Origin of the sequence: Streptomyces sp. NPDC013187 (genome assembly GCF_042899705.1) — a bacterium.
In the GTDB taxonomy this organism is placed as follows: domain Bacteria; phylum Actinomycetota; class Actinomycetes; order Streptomycetales; family Streptomycetaceae; genus Streptomyces; species Streptomyces hawaiiensis_A.
In genome coordinates this window covers 419323-437440 of record NZ_JBIBAF010000008.1, presented here as the reverse complement: position 1 = coordinate 437440, position 18118 = coordinate 419323, and the positions used below count along the sequence as shown (strand labels likewise).

17 protein-coding genes are annotated in these 18118 nt (G+C 71.8%); 7 read left to right on the top strand and 10 right to left on the bottom strand.

Annotated features, from left to right (window positions below; all coding sequences use genetic code 11):
- Window positions 1-9: 9 nt before the first annotated feature.
- The 4 genes from ACFY5B_RS19800 to ACFY5B_RS19785 all read right to left on the bottom strand — a co-directional run bounded on the left by ACFY5B_RS19800 (window position 10) and on the right by ACFY5B_RS19785 (window position 4227).
- Window positions 10-693: an ABC transporter ATP-binding protein gene (locus ACFY5B_RS19800; protein ID WP_389970764.1), complete on the bottom strand. Its 684-nt coding sequence runs from the start codon at window positions 691-693 to the stop codon at window positions 10-12.
- A gap of 79 nt (window positions 694-772) precedes the next feature.
- Window positions 773-2227 carry an ABC transporter permease gene (locus ACFY5B_RS19795; RefSeq protein WP_389970761.1) on the bottom strand — a complete coding sequence of 485 codons (1455 nt, stop codon included), beginning with the start codon at window positions 2225-2227 and terminating at the stop codon, window positions 773-775.
- 143 nt (window positions 2228-2370) lie between these two features.
- Window positions 2371-3618, bottom strand: a complete 1248-nt coding sequence (locus tag ACFY5B_RS19790; RefSeq protein ID WP_389970758.1) for an Ig-like domain-containing protein — start codon at window positions 3616-3618, stop codon at window positions 2371-2373.
- 279 nt (window positions 3619-3897) lie between these two features.
- On the bottom strand, window positions 3898-4227 hold the full coding sequence (locus tag ACFY5B_RS19785; protein ID WP_389970755.1) for a hypothetical protein: 330 nt from the start codon (window positions 4225-4227) through the stop codon (window positions 3898-3900).
- 109 nt (window positions 4228-4336) lie between these two features.
- Here ACFY5B_RS19785 and ACFY5B_RS19780 point away from each other — a divergent pair, with 109 nt between their 5' ends.
- The gene (locus ACFY5B_RS19780) at window positions 4337-4651 is read left to right on the top strand and encodes a hypothetical protein (protein ID WP_389970752.1); all 315 of its coding nucleotides are present in this window, start codon (window positions 4337-4339) and stop codon (window positions 4649-4651) included.
- A 46-nt stretch (window positions 4652-4697) separates the two neighbouring features.
- Here the strand turns inward: ACFY5B_RS19780 and hutH are convergent, their stop codons facing one another.
- The 3 genes from hutH to ACFY5B_RS19765 all read right to left on the bottom strand — a co-directional run bounded on the left by hutH (window position 4698) and on the right by ACFY5B_RS19765 (window position 8393).
- Window positions 4698-6236, bottom strand: coding sequence for a histidine ammonia-lyase (gene hutH, locus ACFY5B_RS19775; protein WP_389970859.1), 1539 nt, complete (start codon window positions 6234-6236; stop codon window positions 4698-4700).
- A gap of 120 nt (window positions 6237-6356) precedes the next feature.
- On the bottom strand, window positions 6357-7505 hold the full coding sequence (locus tag ACFY5B_RS19770) for a diguanylate cyclase domain-containing protein (RefSeq protein WP_389970749.1): 1149 nt from the start codon (window positions 7503-7505) through the stop codon (window positions 6357-6359).
- 87 nt (window positions 7506-7592) lie between these two features.
- Window positions 7593-8393 (bottom strand): enoyl-CoA hydratase/isomerase family protein, encoded by an 801-nt coding sequence (locus ACFY5B_RS19765; protein WP_389970746.1) that lies wholly within the window; start codon window positions 8391-8393, stop codon window positions 7593-7595.
- Between the two features lie 231 nt (window positions 8394-8624).
- On the opposite strand from ACFY5B_RS19765, the gene ACFY5B_RS19760 reads away from it, so the two are divergent.
- Window positions 8625-9629, top strand: coding sequence for a hypothetical protein (locus tag ACFY5B_RS19760; protein WP_389970743.1), 1005 nt, complete (start codon window positions 8625-8627; stop codon window positions 9627-9629).
- A 127-nt stretch (window positions 9630-9756) separates the two neighbouring features.
- Here ACFY5B_RS19760 and ACFY5B_RS19755 read toward each other — a convergent pair whose 3' ends face one another.
- Together ACFY5B_RS19755 and ACFY5B_RS19750 are read right to left on the bottom strand one after the other, a co-directional pair.
- Window positions 9757-10863: an adenylate/guanylate cyclase domain-containing protein gene (locus tag ACFY5B_RS19755; protein WP_389970740.1), complete on the bottom strand. Its 1107-nt coding sequence runs from the start codon at window positions 10861-10863 to the stop codon at window positions 9757-9759.
- Window positions 10864-11283: 420 nt separating this feature from the next.
- Window positions 11284-12150, bottom strand: coding sequence for a biotin--[acetyl-CoA-carboxylase] ligase (locus ACFY5B_RS19750; protein ID WP_389970737.1), 867 nt, complete (start codon window positions 12148-12150; stop codon window positions 11284-11286).
- Between the two features lie 110 nt (window positions 12151-12260).
- Here ACFY5B_RS19750 and ACFY5B_RS19745 point away from each other — a divergent pair, with 110 nt between their 5' ends.
- The 4 genes from ACFY5B_RS19745 to ACFY5B_RS19730 all read left to right on the top strand — a co-directional run bounded on the left by ACFY5B_RS19745 (window position 12261) and on the right by ACFY5B_RS19730 (window position 15041).
- Window positions 12261-13865: an acyl-CoA carboxylase subunit beta gene (locus ACFY5B_RS19745; protein WP_053675481.1), complete on the top strand. Its 1605-nt coding sequence runs from the start codon at window positions 12261-12263 to the stop codon at window positions 13863-13865.
- A gap of 25 nt (window positions 13866-13890) precedes the next feature.
- The gene (locus ACFY5B_RS19740) at window positions 13891-14100 is read left to right on the top strand and encodes an acyl-CoA carboxylase epsilon subunit (RefSeq protein ID WP_344458318.1); all 210 of its coding nucleotides are present in this window, start codon (window positions 13891-13893) and stop codon (window positions 14098-14100) included.
- A gap of 159 nt (window positions 14101-14259) precedes the next feature.
- On the top strand, window positions 14260-14388 hold the full coding sequence (mmpB, locus tag ACFY5B_RS19735; RefSeq protein WP_142160211.1) for a morphogenic membrane protein MmpB: 129 nt from the start codon (window positions 14260-14262) through the stop codon (window positions 14386-14388).
- Window positions 14389-14420: 32 nt separating this feature from the next.
- Window positions 14421-15041, top strand: a complete 621-nt coding sequence (locus ACFY5B_RS19730) for a nucleoside triphosphate pyrophosphatase (protein ID WP_389970732.1) — start codon at window positions 14421-14423, stop codon at window positions 15039-15041.
- On the opposite strand, the gene ACFY5B_RS19725 is transcribed toward ACFY5B_RS19730, so the two are convergent.
- Window positions 15010-15486, bottom strand: coding sequence for a hypothetical protein (locus ACFY5B_RS19725; protein ID WP_389970729.1), 477 nt, complete (start codon window positions 15484-15486; stop codon window positions 15010-15012). The genes ACFY5B_RS19730 and ACFY5B_RS19725 overlap by 32 nt on opposite strands.
- A 337-nt stretch (window positions 15487-15823) precedes the next feature.
- On the opposite strand from ACFY5B_RS19725, the gene ACFY5B_RS19720 reads away from it, so the two are divergent.
- Window positions 15824-17596, top strand: coding sequence for an acetyl/propionyl/methylcrotonyl-CoA carboxylase subunit alpha (locus ACFY5B_RS19720; RefSeq protein ID WP_389970726.1), 1773 nt, complete (start codon window positions 15824-15826; stop codon window positions 17594-17596).
- Window positions 17597-18118 lie beyond the last annotated feature (522 nt).

Here is an 18118-nt window from a genome sequence, read left to right as displayed (position 1 = left end):
GCTGCGTGGTTACGCACGCGCGTTCTCCTTGACAGTGATCCGGCCCTTGCGGATGGTCGCCAGGCGCGGGGCTTTCTGCGCTATCGCCGAGTCGTGCGTGACCATCACGAAGGTGAGGCCGAGCTCCTCCCACATGCGTTCGAGTACGTCCATGATCTCGTCGCGCATCGATTCGTCGAGATTGCCGGTGGGTTCGTCGGCGAGGAGCACCTTCGGCTGCTTCACCAGGGCCCGGGCGACGGCCACGCGTTGTTGCTGACCACCGGACATCTCGCCGGGCAGATGGGCGAGGCGCTCGCCGAGGCCGACCGACTTCAGTGCCTCGGCGGCCTGTTCGCGTCGCTGTTTCGGTTTCACGCCGAGCGGGACGAGGGCGGTCTCCACGTTTTCCTGCGCGGTGAGCGTCGGGATGAGGTTGAAGGACTGGAAGACGAAGCCGATGCTTTCGCTTCTGACCCGGGTCAGTCGTGCCTCCGGCAGCGCGGCGAGATCGGTGCCGTCCAGGACGACCTGTCCGGAGGTGGGGCGGTCCAGACCGCCGAGCATCTGCAGCAGGGTGGATTTGCCACCGCCGGTGGGGCCTTGAATGACCAGCCGGTCACCGTCGGGAATGGTCAGGTCTATGCCGTCCAGGGCTTGGACGGTGTCTTTGGAGCGGGTGTAGTGCTTGGTGACAGCTCTGAGGTCGTACATGGCCGGGCTCCTTGCATCGTCTTTTCGGGTGCGGGCCGTGGGGGCTGGTCGCGCAGTTCCCCGCGCCCCTGTAAGGCCACTACTCGACTCGGCGTAGTGCATCCGCAGGCCGGAGTCGCGAAGCCCTCCAGCCTCCGAAAGCACCGGCGATCAGACCGCCCGCAACGGCGAGCCCCACCGCGAGCGCGATCGTCGTCAGGGCGACCGGAGCAGTGAGGGCGACGTCGAGGGTCCTCCCCGCCGCCTCACGGCCCGGGCCGCCCCTGAAGTCCCCGAAGCCGCCACCGCCGGCCCCACCACCCCCGCCCAACTGCGCCTGCAGCGTGGGGCTGACGGCTGTCACGGCGTACGCTCCCGCCAGTCCCAGCGCGATCCCCAGCGCACCGCCCACCAGGCCGTTGACGACCGCCTCGCCGACCACCTGCCGTGTCACCCGGCTCGACTTCCAGCCCAGTGCCTTGAGCGTGCCGAACTCGCGGACCCGCCGGGAGACCGCCGAGGACGTCAGCAGGCCCGCGACGAGGAACGCGGCCGCGAGCACCGTGATCGAGAGCCACTTCCCGACACTCGCGGCGAGGGAGGAGGCCGTGGACAGGGAGCCGGAGACGGAGTCGGCCAGGTCGGCGGAGGTGGTGACCGTCGTGCCCGAGATGTTCTTCTGGATCTCCGACTTGACGCCGGCGATCCGCTGCGAGTCGGTGGCCTTGACGTAGATCGTGGTGACCTTGCCCTTGGCGCCGGCCAGGGTCTGCGCCTGCTTCAGCGGGACGTAGAGGTTCGCGGCCGCGTCCCCGCTGTCGGCCGTGGCGATGCCGATCACCTTGAACGTGCTGCCCTTGATGGTGACCGTGGAACCGGTCTTGAGCTTCTTCTCCTTGGCGTACGCCGAGTCCGCGACGGCGGCCTTCGCGTTCGTCTCGGCCGTCGTGAACGTACGACCGCTGGTGATCTTCGAGGAGGTCAGCGGGCCGAGGGCCGGCTTGGTGACGTCGGTGCCGTAGACCGAGTAGTTGTTGACGTCGAAGTCGGCGCCGCCCCCCTCGACCCGGCCCTGCGGCGAGGGCAGGGCCCCGCTCCGGCCGCGGCCCTGCCCGCCGACGCCCGCACCCTGCTCGAACCGGCCCCGCGTGAACGCACCGCTGACCTTGACGACCTGGAGGCTCAGCCCGCCCACGGCGTCGGCGACGCCGCTCTGCGCGTCGACCTTGCCCACCGTCGAACTCGCCAGCGTCTGCAAACCCCGCACCATGACGCGGTCGCTGCTCTGCGCACCGGTCGAGCCGTCGTCCTGGGCGTCGAAGCGGAAGCGCGGCCGCTCGGAGCTGCTCGCGGCCGGTGCCGCGGCCTTGGTGACGGTCATGTCCGTACCCAGTCCGTACAGCGACTGGAGGACCTTGTCCTGCGCCCTGCCCATACCGGCGGACACGGACGTGACGACGATGACCAGCGCGATACCCAGCGCCAGTCCGGAGGCGACGACGAGAGCCGCCCTGCTGCGGCGGCGCAACTCGCGCCTCAGGTAGGTGAAGAACATGGCCGCAAGCTAGGGACCCTCTGTGATGAGGGCTTGAGCCACGCATAAGAGGTGGATGAGAACAGCCGAAAGGCCGCTGCCCACCCCTCGTCCGGGGTGGGCAGCGGCCTTTCGTCAGCGGTGCGGTGCGAACCGGCGCGCCGTCAGACGGCCGAGCCGGCCTTCCAGTCGGCCCAGCTCATGTTCCAGCCGTTGAGGCCGTTGTCCGGCGCGATGGTCTTGTCGCCGGTGTTCTGGACGATCACCACGTCACCGAGCATCGAGTTGTTGAAGAACCACGCGCCCGGCGTGTTCGGGTCGTTGGCGCCCTTGGCGTCCTGCAGGCCGACGCAGCCGTGGCTGGTGTTCACGCTGCCGAAGATGGACTTCGCGCCCCAGTAGTTGCCGTGGATGAACGTGCCGGAGCTGGAGAGGCGGATGGCGTGCGGCACGTCCTTGATGTCGTACTCGCCCTTGCCGTCGTCGTCCGTGAAGCCCACGGTCGCGCCGTTCATGCGCGTCTCCTTGAACTTCTCGGACATCACCATGATGCCCTCGTAGGTCTTGTTCTCGGGCGAGCCGGCGGAGATCGGGATCGTGCGGACGGTCTTGCCGTCCTGCGTGATCTTCATCTTCTTGGTCTTCGCGTCGACGTACGAGACCTGGTTGCGGCCGATCTTGAAGGTGACCGTCTTCTGCTGGACGCCGAAGACGCCCTTGGCTCCCTCGACGCCGTCGAGCGCGAGCTTCAGCGTGACGGTGGAGCCTTCCTTCCAATAGTCCTCAGGCCGGCAGTCCATGCGGTTGGCGTTGAACCAGTGGCAGGCGACCTCCTGGCCGCTGGTCGTGCTGACCTTGACGCCCTTCTGGACCGCGGCCTTGTTGGTGATCGCCTTGTCGAAGTTGATCGAGACGGGCATGCCGACGCCGACGGTGGTGCCGTCGTCCGGCGTGAAGTTGCCGATGAAGCTGTTGGCCGGGGAGACCGTGGTGAACGAGGCGTTCTCGTGGGCGACGCGACCGTCGGAGTCCTTCGCCTCGGCCGACAGCTTGTAGGTGGTGGACCGCTCCAGCTGGGTGGTCGGCTTCCAGCTGGTCTTGTCGGCGGATATCTGGCCGCTCACCTCGGTGCCCTCGGACGTCGTCATCTTGACGTCCGTGAGCGTGCCCTTGCTCACCGTGACGGCGGCGGAGTTGTTGATGGAGGCGTTGTCCGAGCCGTCCTCGGGTGTGATCTTGATCTGGGCCTCGGAGGTCTTCTTCGCCGCGGCCTCGTCGACCTTCGACTGGGAGCTGTCGCCGCCGCCCCCGGAGGCGTCGTCGTCGCCACCCGAACACGCCGAGAGCACCAGCACTCCGCCGAGCAGTGCGGACGCGACCGTCAGGCCCTTGCGCCGCTTACTGACCGTCATCACACGCTTCTCCATCGTTGCCGATTTCCCCAAAACCCCGAGTGTCCCCGTCACCACCGAGTGCCCCGTCACCACTGAGTGCCCCCGCCGGAACTCGTGAGTCCTCATCCGGAACTTTCAACGCTACGGCCGGCTCGTCCGGTTCCCCAGGTCGCGCAGGTGTGGGGATCACCACGTCCACGACGGCGATGCCGGCGATACGGGTGCGGTCGGTGCGCCGCTTGAGACGCGAAAACCCGGGCGGCGGTTGCCACCCGGGGTCACGAATTCCCGGACGGTTCAGCCGTCGCTGTCCTCGCCATCATCCTCGTCGAGGTCCCAGTCCGGCGAATCGGGGTCGTAGTCGACCCGCTCGCTGCTCCACGAGGCCTGCTGGAGCTCCACCCCGGGCACCTCGCTGACCAGGTCGATCGGATCCACGAGGTAGGCGAGGGCCTCCGCGGTGTCTTCCGTCACAGCGCTCTCGGCGTGGGCCCGCTCCGCCGCGGGCAGCTCCGCCTCGTCGGCGATCCGGCGCAGCGCGGACTTGGTGACCGCGTCCGCGTCGTCGACCTCGAGAACGAGCTCCACCCGAAGCCGTACAAAACGTGATGTCTCTGGAGTGCTCATGTCGGGAGCGTACGTCCGGGCCCTCCCGTGACTTTCCCGTGACCCGCGACTTTCACTAACATCGCCCCACACGGCCAATTCGCCGACGTCACAAGGGGATCGATATTCCGTGTCATCCGCTCGCCGCCCGTTGCTGACCGCCACCGCCGCGGCGTCCCTGCTGGGCGCCATGTGGTTCGTCCCGTCCGCGAACGCGACGCCGGACTCCCCGGTGAGAGACGCGGTCTCGACGAGCCCGTCGCCGCAGGTCACTGAGCAGGCCCGGATCGCGGCCACGACCGCCGACGGCTCCGTCACCGGCGCCCGCCTCGCCGACACCGGCACGTTCGACAGCACGCCGTACGTGATCGGCGGGACCTTCTGCCTGACGCTGGGCGCCGGGTTCGTCGTGTACTCGGTACGCCGGGAACGCCTCGGATTCTGACGGTCGTTGAGGCGGGGCCCCGCCGGACGACGGGGCCCCTGCCGTCCTACTGGAGCGGCCCGGTGACCTTCTCCACAGCGGCCAGCAGCCGCCCGTCGCGCACGAACGCGTCCGCCGCGGCGAGGTCGGGCGCGAGGAACCGGTCCGGCCCGGCCCCCTCGACTCCGGCCTCCCGCGCGGCGTCGATGGCCGCCCGCGTCGCGGGCGCCGGGGTCAGCCCCTCGCGCAACTCCACCGCGCGCGCGGCGGCGTAGAACTCGATGGCGATCACGCGCGTGAGGTTGTCGACGGCCGTGCGCAGCTTGCGCGCCGCCGACCAGCCCATCGAGACGTGGTCCTCCTGCATGGCGGAGGACGGGATCGAGTCGGCGGACGCCGGTACGGCGAGCCGCTTCAGTTCGCTCACCAGCGCGGCCTGCGTGTACTGAGCGATCATCAGGCCCGAGTCCACACCGGCGTCGTCGGCGAGGAACGGCGGCAGGCCGTGGCTGCGGTTCTTGTCGAGCAGCCGGTCGGTGCGCCGCTCGGCGATGGAGCCGAGGTCGGCGGCGGCGATGGCCAGGAAGTCCAGGACGTAGGCGACGGGCGCCCCGTGGAAGTTGCCGTTGGACTCGACCCGGCCGTCGGGCAGGACGACGGGGTTGTCCACGGCGGAGGCCAGCTCGCGGTCGGCGACCAGCCGGGCGTGGGTCATGGTGTCCCGCCCCGCGCCGGCGACCTGCGGGGCGCAGCGCACCGAGTAGGCGTCCTGCACGCGCGGGGCGTCGTCCTGGTGGTGCCCGGTCAGGCCCGAGCCCTTCAGCACGGCCAGCATGTTGGCGGCGCTGGCGGCCTGCCCCGGGTGCGGCCGGATGGCGTGCAGCTCGGGCGCGAGGACCTTGTCGGTGCCGAGCAGGGCTTCCAGGGACAGGGCGGCGGTGACGTCGGCGGACCGGTAGAGCGTCTCCAGGTCGGCCAGGGCCATCACCAGCATGCCGAGCATGCCGTCGGTGCCGTTGAGGAGGGCGAGACCCTCCTTCTCGCGCAGTTCGACCGGCTGGATGCCGTGCGCGGCGAGGAGATCGGCGGCCGGGCGCACGACACCGTCGGGGCCCTCGGCGTCACCCTCGCCCATCAGCGCGAGGGCGCAGTGGGACAGCGGCGCGAGGTCGCCGGAGCAGCCGAGGGAGCCGTACTCGTGCACGACCGGGGTGATCCCGGCGTTGAGGAGGTCGGCCATGGTCTGCGCGACCTCGGGACGTACGCCGGTGTGACCGGAGCAGACGGTCTTCAGCCGCAGGAACATCAGGGCGCGGACGACTTCGCGCTCCACGGCCGGGCCCATCCCGGCGGCGTGCGAGCGGACGATGTTGCGCTGGAGCTGCGCGCGCAGTTCCGGGCTGATGTGCCGGGTCGCCAGGGCGCCGAAACCGGTGCTCACGCCGTACACGGGGTCCGGCTTGGCCGCCAGCGCGTCCACGATCTCGCGGGCCGCGGCGAGGGCGGCCACGGCCTCCTCGGAGAGCTCGACGCGAGCGCCGCCGCGCGCCACGGCGAGCACGTCGGACGCCGTCACCCCGGCCGTCCCCACCACCACAGTGTGCATATCCATATTCAGGAGCGTACGCAGTGAATTCGATGATGTCACCACTGGGGGCGGCGTTCACCCCTTACCGAATGCGTCACACCGCCCGTGCCCGAGCACGGCATGCCACCCGGACGGGGATCAGGGCGCGTGCCGGCCGCGGAACCGCCGGCGCTCTCCGCCCGCCTCCGTGGACGGTTGGTCCGCGAGCCGTACGACGGGGTCGTCCGGCCCGGCCCGGCCCGCGACGACCGGCCTGGCCGCCCGCTCGGCCTTGGCCCGGTACTGGGCGGCGTCGGCGAGCCGGAACAGCCGACGGGCGGAACGCACCGGCCCGATCGGGTCCTCGGTGGAGGCGACCCCGCAGGCCACCCCGTCCCCGAGCTCCAACTCGGCGGCTCTGCGGCACAGTTCGCCGGCCGCCTTCACGACCTGGTCGGCGGGCGGCCCGACCGCGAGCAGACAGAACTCGTCCCCGCCCAGCCGCGCGGCCAGCGCCCCCGGCAGCATGGCCCCGCACAGCGACAGCACCGACCCGAACCGCTCCAGGAGCCGGTCGCCGGCGGCGTGCCCATGGGTGTCGTTGACCCGCTTGAGCCCGTTCAGATCGCAGACGACGAGACTGACCACGGCGTCGTCCCGGCGGTGCCGCTCGATCGCCCGCTCCAGGCGTACGTCCACGGCGCGGCGGTTGGCGAGTCCGGTGAGGGAGTCGGTGAAGGCGAGCCGCCGGACCTCCTCCAGCCGCTCCGTCTGGGCGAGGCCGGCGGCCACGACGGAGGCCAGGACGGTGGCGAAGTCGGCGTCGTCCCGCCCGAAGACGGCCTCACCGGCCGGGCGGGCGACGTACAGCTCGCCCCAGGCCCGCCCGTGCAGCACGATGGGCGCGACCACGCAGCAGCCCCGGCCGCGGCGCCGCAGGGCGGCGACCCGCTGATGGCAGTACCCGGGCCGTCCGGCGGCGGGCCCCTGGGCGGTCTCCACCCATGCGTCGGGCTCCCCGCCACCGGCCCACTTCTCGTGCAGGAACTCGGTGATCTCGGCGAACTGGTGCACCGGGTAGGCCTCGTCCTCCGGGAACTCCTCCTCCCCCTCCGCCAGCTCGCCCACGTTCACCAGGACCCGCAGCCGCCCGAGCTCGCGCTCCCACACGGACAACGCGGCGAAACTCCCGCCCAGCGCCCGGCACGCCCCGGCGGCCGCGGCACGCCACGCCTCACGTGACCCGTGCGCGGCCGCCATCCCCTGAGCCAACGCGACGACGGCCGCGAGCCGTCTGTCCTCACCCATCCCTCCAGGCTAGGGAGTTTCCAGCCAGACTGACGTGTTTACGACGCGAACGGGGACGACTTGCGGCGCCCGGGCCCGCCCCGGCCACTACTCCCCCGGCCACTGCGGCTTGCGCCGCTCGTTGAAGGCCGCGACCCCCTCCGCCCGGTCACCCGAGAAGGCCGTCGCCCGCCACGCCGCGTCCTCGACCTCCAGCCCGGCCCGCAGGTCGAGCCCCTGCCCGAGCCGCAGGGCCCGCTTCGCCGCCCGCAGCCCCACCGGAGAGTTCCCGGCGATCCGCGCCGCCAGCGCCAACGCCTCCTCCCGGGCCCGCCCCTCCTCGACCAGCTGATCGACCAGCCCCAACTCGCCCGCCTCGACGGCCTCGACCCGCCGCGCGGAGAAGATCAGCTCGGCCGCCCGGGCCGCCCCGACGCGCCGCGGCAGCAACTGCGTGCCCCCACCCCCGGGGATCACCCCGACCGACACCTCCGGCAGCCCCACCACCGCCGTGCGGTCCGCCACGATCACGTCGCACGCCAGCGCCAGCTCGAACCCGCCGCCGAGCGCGAATCCGTGGACCGCCGCCACCGTCGGCACCGGCAGCTCCAGCACGCCGGTGTACGCCCCCCGCGTCACCGGCCGCTGCCGCAGCAGGTCCGCGTCACTGAAGGAGTTCCGCTCCTTCAGATCCGCCCCGACACAGAAGGCCCGCTCATGCGTCGAGGTCAGTACGACCGCCCGTACGTCCCGGTCCTCCGCCAGCGCCGTACAGGCCCCGGCGATGGACCGCGCCATCTGCGTCGACACCGCGTTCATGGCCTTGGGCCGGTCGAGGACGAGCTCCGCGACATGCCCCTGCTCATGCCGCCGCACCAGCACGAACTCCCCGAACCGTTCCTCACTCATGACACCCTCCGGTTAACGCGGGTTAACAAGGTCGACGCTCCGATCATCGCAGTCGCACCCCACCCGCGAAAGGGCGGACTCGCCCGGCTTCCGCTACGCCCCGTCCACCCGTTCGGGTGACATCACCCCAACTCCGACCCAACCACCCATGAGAGCGCATAGCGTGCATGCCCCGCGGCGCGCAGGGGGCGCATGCGCTGCGGGGAGGGACCGTTTCGGGGAGGGACCGTGATGACGACGAACACGCCGACGAGGCCACGAGGGGACACCAGAGCCCCCACGGCACCACACCGCCCCGAGGCCACGCCCGACCAGGCCGCCACGGCACCGCACCGAGGCGAGCCCTCGCCCCGCCAGCGCACGACGGCACCGCACGGGGGTGAGCCCTCGCCCCACCCGGCCGCCACGGCACCGCACCGACGTGAGCCCTCGCCACACCAGGGCACCACCACACCGCTCCGACGTGAGCCCTCGCCCCACCAGGGCACGACGGCACCGCACGGGGGTGAGCCCTCGCCCCACCAGCGCACGACGGCACCGCACGGGGGTGAGCCCTCGCCCCACCAGGGCACCACCACACCGCACCGACGTGAGCCCTCGCCACACCAGGGCACGACGGCGCCACACCGCCCCGAGCCGGGCCCGGCCGAGAGCGGCCCCTTCGCACCGCGGGTCCGGGGCCGTCACCGCAAGCCCCGCCCCCGCAAGGTCCTGCTCGCCGCCGGTGGCCTCGCCCTCGCCGCGGGCGCCCTGAGCCTCCTGCGCCTGAGCTCCGGCCCGGGCTCCGAGGCCGGCACCCTCGAGGCCGGACCCCGCCCGGACCCGGCCACCACCTCCACGGACTCTGCGGACGACGCCACCCGCACCTCCGCGAGCCTCCCGGCCGCCCCCGACGCGAGCCCCTCCTCGCCCACGGCCCTGGGCGGCCTGACCCCGTCACCGGTCACCAAGGGCGCCCGGCCCTCCCCGTCCGCCACGGCCCACACCCCGGGGACGGCCACGATCGCCGCCCCGGTACCCACCACCATCCCCGGCAGGCCGAACGCCCCCGCCTCCTCACCGACGGCACCGGAAGGCGACGACGCGCCGCGCCCGGCCCCTTCTCCGCCCGCACCGCCGACCCGGGCCACACCGGCCCCGGGCCCCGCACCCGAGGAGCCGAAGAAGCCCCATGACCCGGACCTGTGCGTGCCGGTCATCGGCCTGTGCGTGGACTCGCCGGTCGACAGCCCCTGACGAGCGAGGCGAGGCACCCCGGCCAGACATCCGACACCCCGGCACGGGGAGAGCCGGCACCCCGGCGCAGGAACCCGACACCCCGGCACGGGGACCCGACACCCCGGCACAGAGCTTCGACGAGCGGCTACGGTGTCCCGTCGCGCCGCGTGAGCAGCCACGGCTCCACGACGCCCAGCCCACGCACCGGCCGCTGCCACATCGGCTGCAGCCCGAACCGGTACGACGGGGGCTCCTCGCCCTCCTTCTCCGCCGCCGCGGCCTCCTCGGCCGCCTCCGCCTCCGAGGCCGGGGCGTCCTGCGTACGGATCAGCTCCTCGGCGAACGCGGTGTCGACGAGGACGGCGTCCTTGGGAGCTATCGAGGTGAGCCGGGAGGCCAGGTTCACGGTCGTACCGAACACATCACCCATACGGGTGGTCACCGTGCCGAACGCCATGCCGACGCGCAGTTCCGGCATCGTCTCGTCGTGCGCCATGGTCTCGATCAGCCGCAGCGCGATCTCCGCGGCCGTGCCGGCGTCGTCGGCGGCGTAGAGCACCTCGTCACCGAGGGTCTTGATCAGCCGCCCGCCGTTCGCGGCCACCAGGTCCGCGGCCGTCGTCTCGAAGGCCTCGACGAGCTCGCCGAGCTCCTCCTCCTCCATGCGGCGGGTCAGCCGCGTGAACCCGACCAGGTCGGCGAAGCCGACGGCCAGGCGCCGGTCGACCATCTCCTCGTCGTCGGCCGCCTGCACGACCCGTCCCGCCGAGGCGGCGAGCTGGCGACGCCAGACGTAGACCAGGAACTCCTCCAGCTCGGGCAGGAGCAGCTCGACGATCGGGTACGTCACCTCGGTGCGGGTCATGCCCGGCTCGGGCGGCTCGGTCAGCCCCTCCAGGAAGGAGTCGATCTGCCACTCGGCGAGCCGCGCGGTGGTCTGCCCGGTGGACCGGGCCACCTGCACGGCCATCGCCTCGCTCAGCAGCCCCGCCTCGACCAGGCCCGCGAGGCGCCGCAGCGCGAGTACGTCGGCCTCCGTGAGGGCCTTGGCCTGGCCGATGTCGGCGAAGCCCATGGCCCGCCAGAAGCGGGAGGCCAGTTCCATGGAGACACCGGCGCTGCGGGCCGCCTGAAACGGGGTGTAGCGGCGCTCGGCGCCCAGGATGAGCCCTTCGAGGCGCAGGGCGAGCGGATCCTCGCCGGAGTCGGCGCCCTGCGCGTCCTCGCCGGAACCCGAGTCGTCGACGGTCACGCGTGTTGCCCTTCCGATCTGTCACGGTCATGTATCGACCGGCCTCAACTCTACGGCAGGTGTGCGCCAGCTCACTCCGTCAGGTCCAGCCGAGGGGGGGAGGTGCCCGGCGTTCGGCTCGGTACTCGGCGTCGGTGCCGGGCCCCCTGGGGGCTGCCGCCCCCAGCCCCCCGCTTCGGCCTGAACGGCCTCGTCCTCAATCGCCGGACGGGCTGGAAGCACCTGGACCGCGGCCGGCTCAGCTCCGGCGCCTCTCCCTCAGAGCTGCGGGCAATCGTGCCGCTGGGGGCGACGGGGGGTCCCTCTGCTCGAGCGACGCCGAGAGTCTCTTTGGGGGGGTGGGAGTGGGGTCCCCCTGCGCCACCGAAGCCGAGAGCTCGGAGGAGGCATGCCGCTCCGCGGTCCCACCCCGACAGCGACTCACGCAGGCCGCAAGTGCACGATGTCCCCAGCACCCACCGGCTCCTGCACCCCGTCCTCCGTCGCCAGTACGAGCCGCCCGTCCCCGTCCACAGCCACCGCTTCCCCCACGATCGCCCGATCCCCCGGCAACTCCGCCCGCACCACCCGCCCGAGCGTCGCACAGCCCGCCGCATATGCCTCCTGCAACCCGCACACCCCCGGGTCGCCCTCGGCCGCACGCCACTTGCCGTACCAGTCCTCCAGGGAACGCAGCACCCCGCGCAGCAACGGATCGCGGTCGGTGCTCACTGCCCCGGCCAGCCCCAGGGAGCCCGCGGTCGGAACGGGCAGCTCGTCGTCCTTCAGCGAGACGTTGATGCCGACGCCGATGACGACCCCGCCGTCACCGGCCCCTTCGGCCAGAATGCCCCCGGCCTTGCGCTCCGCGCCCCCCACCGTGACCAGCAGGTCGTTCGGCCACTTCAGGGCCGTGTCCACACCCGCCGCCCGGGACAGCCCCGTCGCCACCGCCACACCCGTGAGCAGCGGCAGCCAGCCCCACCGCGCCACCGGCACCTCGCCCGGCGTGAGCAGGACCGAGAAGAAGAGACCGGACCTCGGCGGTGCCGTCCACTGCCGGTCCAGGCGCCCGCGCCCGGCCGACTGCTCCTCGGCGACCAGCACCGCGCCCTCGGTGGCCTCCCCCTTCGCCGCACGGGCCACCAGATCGGTGTTCGTGGAGCCGGTGCGCTGCACCACGTCCACCTCCGACCACAGCCCTCCCGGACGCACCAGACCACGGCGCAGGGCGGTGACGTTGAGGGGCGGACGGTCCAGGTCGGACCAACGGCTCCCGTTCGGCTCTGATGCATCTCGCGGCGTCATGCAAGCCACCCTAGGTGTGGTAAACGCCGCACTGCCGATGCGGAGGCACCCCACTAGTCTACGGATGAGTAACCGTCCCCCCTTTTGAGCAGGCAGGGAGCCGCATCCCGATGTCCGAGCCGGAAGAGCAGCAGCAGCCCGACATTCACACGACCGCGGGCAAGCTCGCGGATCTGAAGCGACGCATCGAGGAAGCGACACACGCCGGCTCCGCACGCGCCGTCGAAAAGCAGCACGCCAAGGGCAAGCTGACGGCCCGTGAGCGGATCGAGCTCCTGCTCGACGAGGGCTCCTTCGTCGAGCTCGACGAGTTCGCCCGGCACCGCTCCACGAACTTCGGCCTCGACAAGAACCGCCCCTACGGCGACGGCGTCGTCACCGGGTACGGCACCGTCGACGGCCGCCCGGTCGCCGTGTTCTCGCAGGACTTCACCGTCTTCGGCGGTGCCCTCGGCGAGGTCTACGGCCAGAAGATCGTCAAGGTCATGGACTTCGCCCTGAAGACCGGCTGCCCGGTCATCGGGATCAACGACTCCGGCGGGGCGAGGATCCAGGAGGGCGTCGCCTCGCTCGGCGCCTACGGCGAGATCTTCCGCCGCAACACCCACGCCTCCGGCGTCATCCCGCAGATCAGCCTGGTCGTCGGGCCGTGCGCGGGCGGCGCGGTCTACTCCCCGGCCATCACCGACTTCACGGTCATGGTCGACCAGACCTCGCACATGTTCATCACCGGCCCCGACGTCATCAAGACCGTCACCGGCGAGGACGTCGGCTTCGAGGAGCTGGGCGGTGCCCGGACCCACAACGCGACCTCCGGAGTCGCCCACCACATGGCGGGCGACGAGAAGGACGCCATCGAGTACATCAAGCAGCTGCTGTCCTACCTGCCGTCCAACAACCTCTCCGAGGCACCGGTCTTCCCCGAGGAGGCCGACCTGGAGGTCAGCGACGAGGACCGCGAGCTGGACGTGATCGTCCCGGACAGCGCGAACCAGCCGTACGACATGCACGCGGTGATCGAGCACGTCCTGGACGACGCCGAGTTCTTCGAGACGCAGCCGCTGTACGCGCCGAACATCGTCACCGGCTTCGGGCGGGTCGAGGGCCACCCGGTCGGCATCATCGCCAACCAGCCGACGCAGCTCGCCGGGTGCCTGGACATCAAGGCCAGCGAGAAGGCCGCCCGCTTCGTGCGGACCTGCGACGCCTTCAACGTCCCGGTGATCACGTTCGTCGACGTCCCCGGCTTCCTGCCCGGCGTCGGCCAGGAGCACGATGGCATCATCCGCCGCGGCGCCAAGCTGATCTACGCCTACGCCGAGGCGACCGTCCCGCTCATCACGATCATCACGCGCAAGGCCTTCGGCGGCGCCTACGACGTCATGGGCTCCAAGCACCTGGGCGCCGACCTCAACCTCGCCTGGCCCACCGCCCAGATCGCCGTCATGGGCGCCCAGGGCGCGGTCAACATCCTGCACCGCCGCACCATCGCGGAGGCCGAGGCGAACGGCGAGGACCTGGAGGCGGTCCGCGCCCGGCTGATCCAGGAGTACGAGGACGCCCTCCTCAACCCCTACGTCGCGGCGGAGCGCGGTTACATCGACGCTGTGATCATGCCGTCCGAGACCCGCCGGCACGTCGTACGGGGTCTGCGTCAACTGCGTACGAAGCGGGAATCCCTGCCTCCGAAGAAGCACGGCAACATCCCCCTCTAGCCCGCAGCGAGCCCAGGAGGCCCACATGACGATCAAGGTCGTACGGGGCAACCCGACCCCGGAGGAGCTGGCCGCCGCCCTGGCGGTGGTCAGGGCGCGCGCCGCGGCGGCGGCGGCCGCCCCGCCCGGCGCGCCGACATCCCGCGATTCCTGGTCCGACCCGTCCCGCATCGCGGCCCACCGCCTGCCCCAGCCGGGGCCGTCGGCGTGGGGCCGCACCTACTGGCCGGGCTAGACCTCCCGTCCCGACGGGCGCGGGGAACCGCGCACGGTGGAACGACGCGGGGCGCCGTCCCGACGGGCGCGGGGAACCGCGCACGGTGGAACGACGCGGGGCGCCGATTTGAGTACCGCTACTCAGGCGCCCCGCCCCGCCAGGCCGCACGCTGGTGGCATGCTGTGGTCCGACCCCGAGAACGAACCGCCCGAAGAACTGCGTGACATGCAGGACATGCTGCGGCGGCTGAGCGTTCTCCTGGCCCTGGCCATGGTGCTGGCGATGATCGTGATCGGCGTGAGGTGAGCCGCGCCCGGTGACGCCGATACGCTGAACGCATGACAGATCAGCCGCGCCGCCGACTCGTCCTCGCCTCCCAGTCCCCCGCCCGGCTCGGACTGCTCCGCCAGGCCGGCCTCGCCCCCGAGGTGATCGTGAGCGGCGTCGACGAGGAAGCCGTCACCGCTCCCACCCCGGCCGAGCTGGCGCTGGCCCTGGCCGAGGCGAAGGCGTCCGTCGTGGCGGCCCGGCCGGAGGTCAAGGGCGCGCTCGTGATCGGCTGCGACTCGGTGCTCGACCTGGACGGCGAGGCGCTCGGCAAGCCCGCGGACGCCGAGGAGGCCACCGCCCGCTGGAAGTCGATGCGCGGCCGCGCCGGCACCCTCCAGACCGGCCACTGCGTCTACGACACGCTCACCGGCCGCTACGTCTCCGCCACCGCCTCCACGGTCGTGCACTTCGGCGACCCCACCGACGAGGAGATCGCCGCCTACGTGGCCTCCGGCGAACCCCTCTACGTCGCCGGGGCGTTCACGCTGGACGGCCGTTCGGCCCCGTTCATCGACGGCATCGACGGTGACCACGGCAACGTCATCGGCCTCAGCCTCCCGCTCCTGCGGCGGCTGCTGGCCGACCTGGGCGTCGGCATCACGGAGTTGTGGGCGCCGGCGGAGAGGTGACCGGGGACCCGTCGCCGCTCTGTCCGCCCCCGGGCGCGGCGTCGGCGGGCTCCGCCGGGCGGTCGTAGGTCATCAGCAGCAGCACGATCAGGGCGAACACCAGCTCCATGAAAAGGAACGCGGGCCAGCCGACGGGGCCCCGGGTGAACGCGCCCAGCAGTGCGTGCACGACGGCCGCGCTGATCAGCAGCACGCGTCCGAAGCCCGCCGGGGACCGGTCCCTGAGCGCCACCAGCAGGGCGACCAGGCCGCACAGGGCGAAGTAGAGGCCGAAGGCGATCCCGCCGATCTTCGACGACACCGACATCACGTGCGGGTCCAGGCCGGCCAGCGACATGTCCTGCCGGTCGACGACCATCCCCAGGAACCAGTTGAGCGCCGCGACGCCGAACGCCTCCGCGAACAGCACCACCGCCACGACCCACGCCACCGGCCTGCGTATCACCGGGCCCACCCTCTTCCCTCTGAAGACATCGCGAACGCTACTAACCGGTAAACCGGGGGACAAGGGTCCGGCAGCGGGCAAAGAATCATTGGGCCATTCGTAGGGACTCGACAAAGAAACCAAGTGGCCCGCAGCACGTGGTGACAGAGACCTTGACCACAGGAGGCGGCTAGGGTTTCCCGCAGGAGTACTGCGTACCGCGGTGCGACAAGGGATTTCGCGGGTCGAGCGAGCCACGCATCACGCTCCGTGTGGGCAAGCTCACCACAGGGGACGGGTCGAAGTGTCGTGTCGGCTGTCCCTAAACTCGGCTTGTTTCAAGGAGGGAGCCTCAATCGTGCGCAAGGTGCTCATCGCCAACCGTGGCGAAATCGCTGTCCGCGTGGCCCGGGCCTGCCGGGATGCCGGTATCGCGAGCGTGGCCGTCTACGCCGACCCGGACCGGGACGCTCTGCATGTCCGCGCCGCGGATGAGGCGTTCGCCCTGGGCGGTGACACGCCGGGCACCAGCTACCTCGACATCGAGAAGGTGCTGGGCGCCGCCCGCGAGTCGGGCGCGGACGCGATCCACCCCGGATACGGCTTCCTCTCCGAGAACGCCGAGTTCGCTCAGGCGGTCCTGGACGCGGGCCTGATCTGGATCGGCCCGCCGCCGCAGGCGATCCGCGACCTCGGTGACAAGGTCGCCGCCCGGCACATCGCGCAGCGCGCGGGCGCCCCGCTGGTGGCCGGCACGCCCGACCCGGTGTCCGGTGCCGACGAGGTCGTCGCGTTCGCCGAGGAGCACGGCCTGCCGATCGCGATCAAGGCCGCGTTCGGTGGTGGCGGTCGTGGTCTGAAGGTCGCCCGCACCCTCGAAGAGGTACCGGAGCTGTACGACTCGGCGGTCCGTGAGGCCGTCGCCGCGTTCGGCCGGGGCGAGTGCTTCGTCGAGCGGTACCTGGACAAGCCGCGGCACGTGGAAACGCAGTGCCTGGCCGACCAGCACGGCAACGTGGTCGTCGTCTCCACCCGTGACTGCTCGCTGCAGCGTCGTCACCAGAAGCTGGTGGAGGAGGCCCCCGCCCCCTTCCTGTCCGACGCGCAGATGGAGGAGCTGTACTCCGCCTCCAAGGCGATCCTGAAGGAGGCCGGTTACGTCGGCGCGGGCACGGTCGAGTTCCTCGTCGGCCTGGACGGCACGATCTCCTTCCTGGAGGTCAACACCCGCCTCCAGGTGGAGCACCCGGTCACCGAGGAGGTCGCCGGCATCGACCTGGTGCGCGAGATGTTCCGTATCGCCGACGGTGAGGAGCTCGGCTACGGCGACCCGGAGCTGCGCGGCCACTCCTTCGAGTTCCGCATCAACGGCGAGGACCCGGGCCGCAACTTCCTCCCGGCTCCCGGCACGGTCACGACGTTCGCCCCGCCGTCCGGCCCGGGTGTCCGTCTGGACGCGGGTGTGGAGTCCGGCTCGGTCATCGGCCCGGCGTGGGACTCCCTGCTGGCCAAGCTGATCGTCACCGGCCGCACGCGCAAGGAGGCGCTGCAGCGGGCCGCCCGTGCGCTGGAGGAGTTCCAGGTCGAGGGCATGGCTACGGCCATCCCGTTCCACCGCGCGGTGGTGAAGGACCCGGCGTTCGCTCCGGAGCTCACGGACTCGTCCGACCCGTTCACGGTGCACACCCGGTGGATCGAGACGGAGTTCGTCAACGAGATCAAGCCGTTCACCGCTCCGGCGGATGCCGAGGCGGACGAGGAGCCGGGCCGCGAGACGGTCGTCGTCGAGGTCGGCGGCAAGCGCCTCGAGGTCTCCCTGCCGTCGTCGCTGGGCATGTCGCTGGCCCGTACGGGGCTCGCGGCCGGCGCCAAGCCGAAGCGCCGCGCGGCGAAGAAGTCGGGCCCCGTGGCGTCCGGCGACACCCTCGCCTCCCCGATGCAGGGCACCATCGTCAAGGTCGCCGTCGAGGAGGGCCAGGAGGTCAAGGAGGGCGACCTGGTCGTCGTCCTGGAGGCCATGAAGATGGAGCAGCCCCTGAACGCGCACCGGTCGGGCACGATCAAGGGCCTGAGTGCGGAGATCGGTGCGTCGGTGACGTCGGGCGCGGCGATCTGCGAGATCAAGGACTGACGTCCCGCAGGCCTGAAGTTCCACCCCTGGCACGGCGCCTACCCCTCCGGGGGCCGGGGCCGCGCCGGGTGGGTGGACAAGCGCCTACGGTTCCGCCCCGGGTCGGGGCCGCGCCGGGGGGGGTGGACAAGCGCCTACGGTGCCGCCCCGAGCCAGGGCCGCGCCGGGGGGTGTCCGTCCTCGGAACGGCGCGATGGGCCCGATCACCGACTGACTGGCGTTGACGCGCCAACCGCTGCGGGCGGACACCCCCCGACACGTCCCCTTCTCGCGGCAGGCGGGTGCGGGCACGTCGTGGCTCGCGCCTTCGCCGCCCCCAGCTCCGGGCACCCGCCAGCTGCGGCTACAAACACCCGTGCCACTCAGCTCCAGGCACCGTCCCGCCTGGCTCCGGGCACCCGCCCCACTCGGCTGCGGGCACCCGCCCAGCCACGGGCACAGGCCCCACATAGCTGCGGGCAATCGTGCCGCCAAGGGCGGCACGGGTGGGCGCAGCGGCACCCCGCTTCGCCGGGTTGCGGA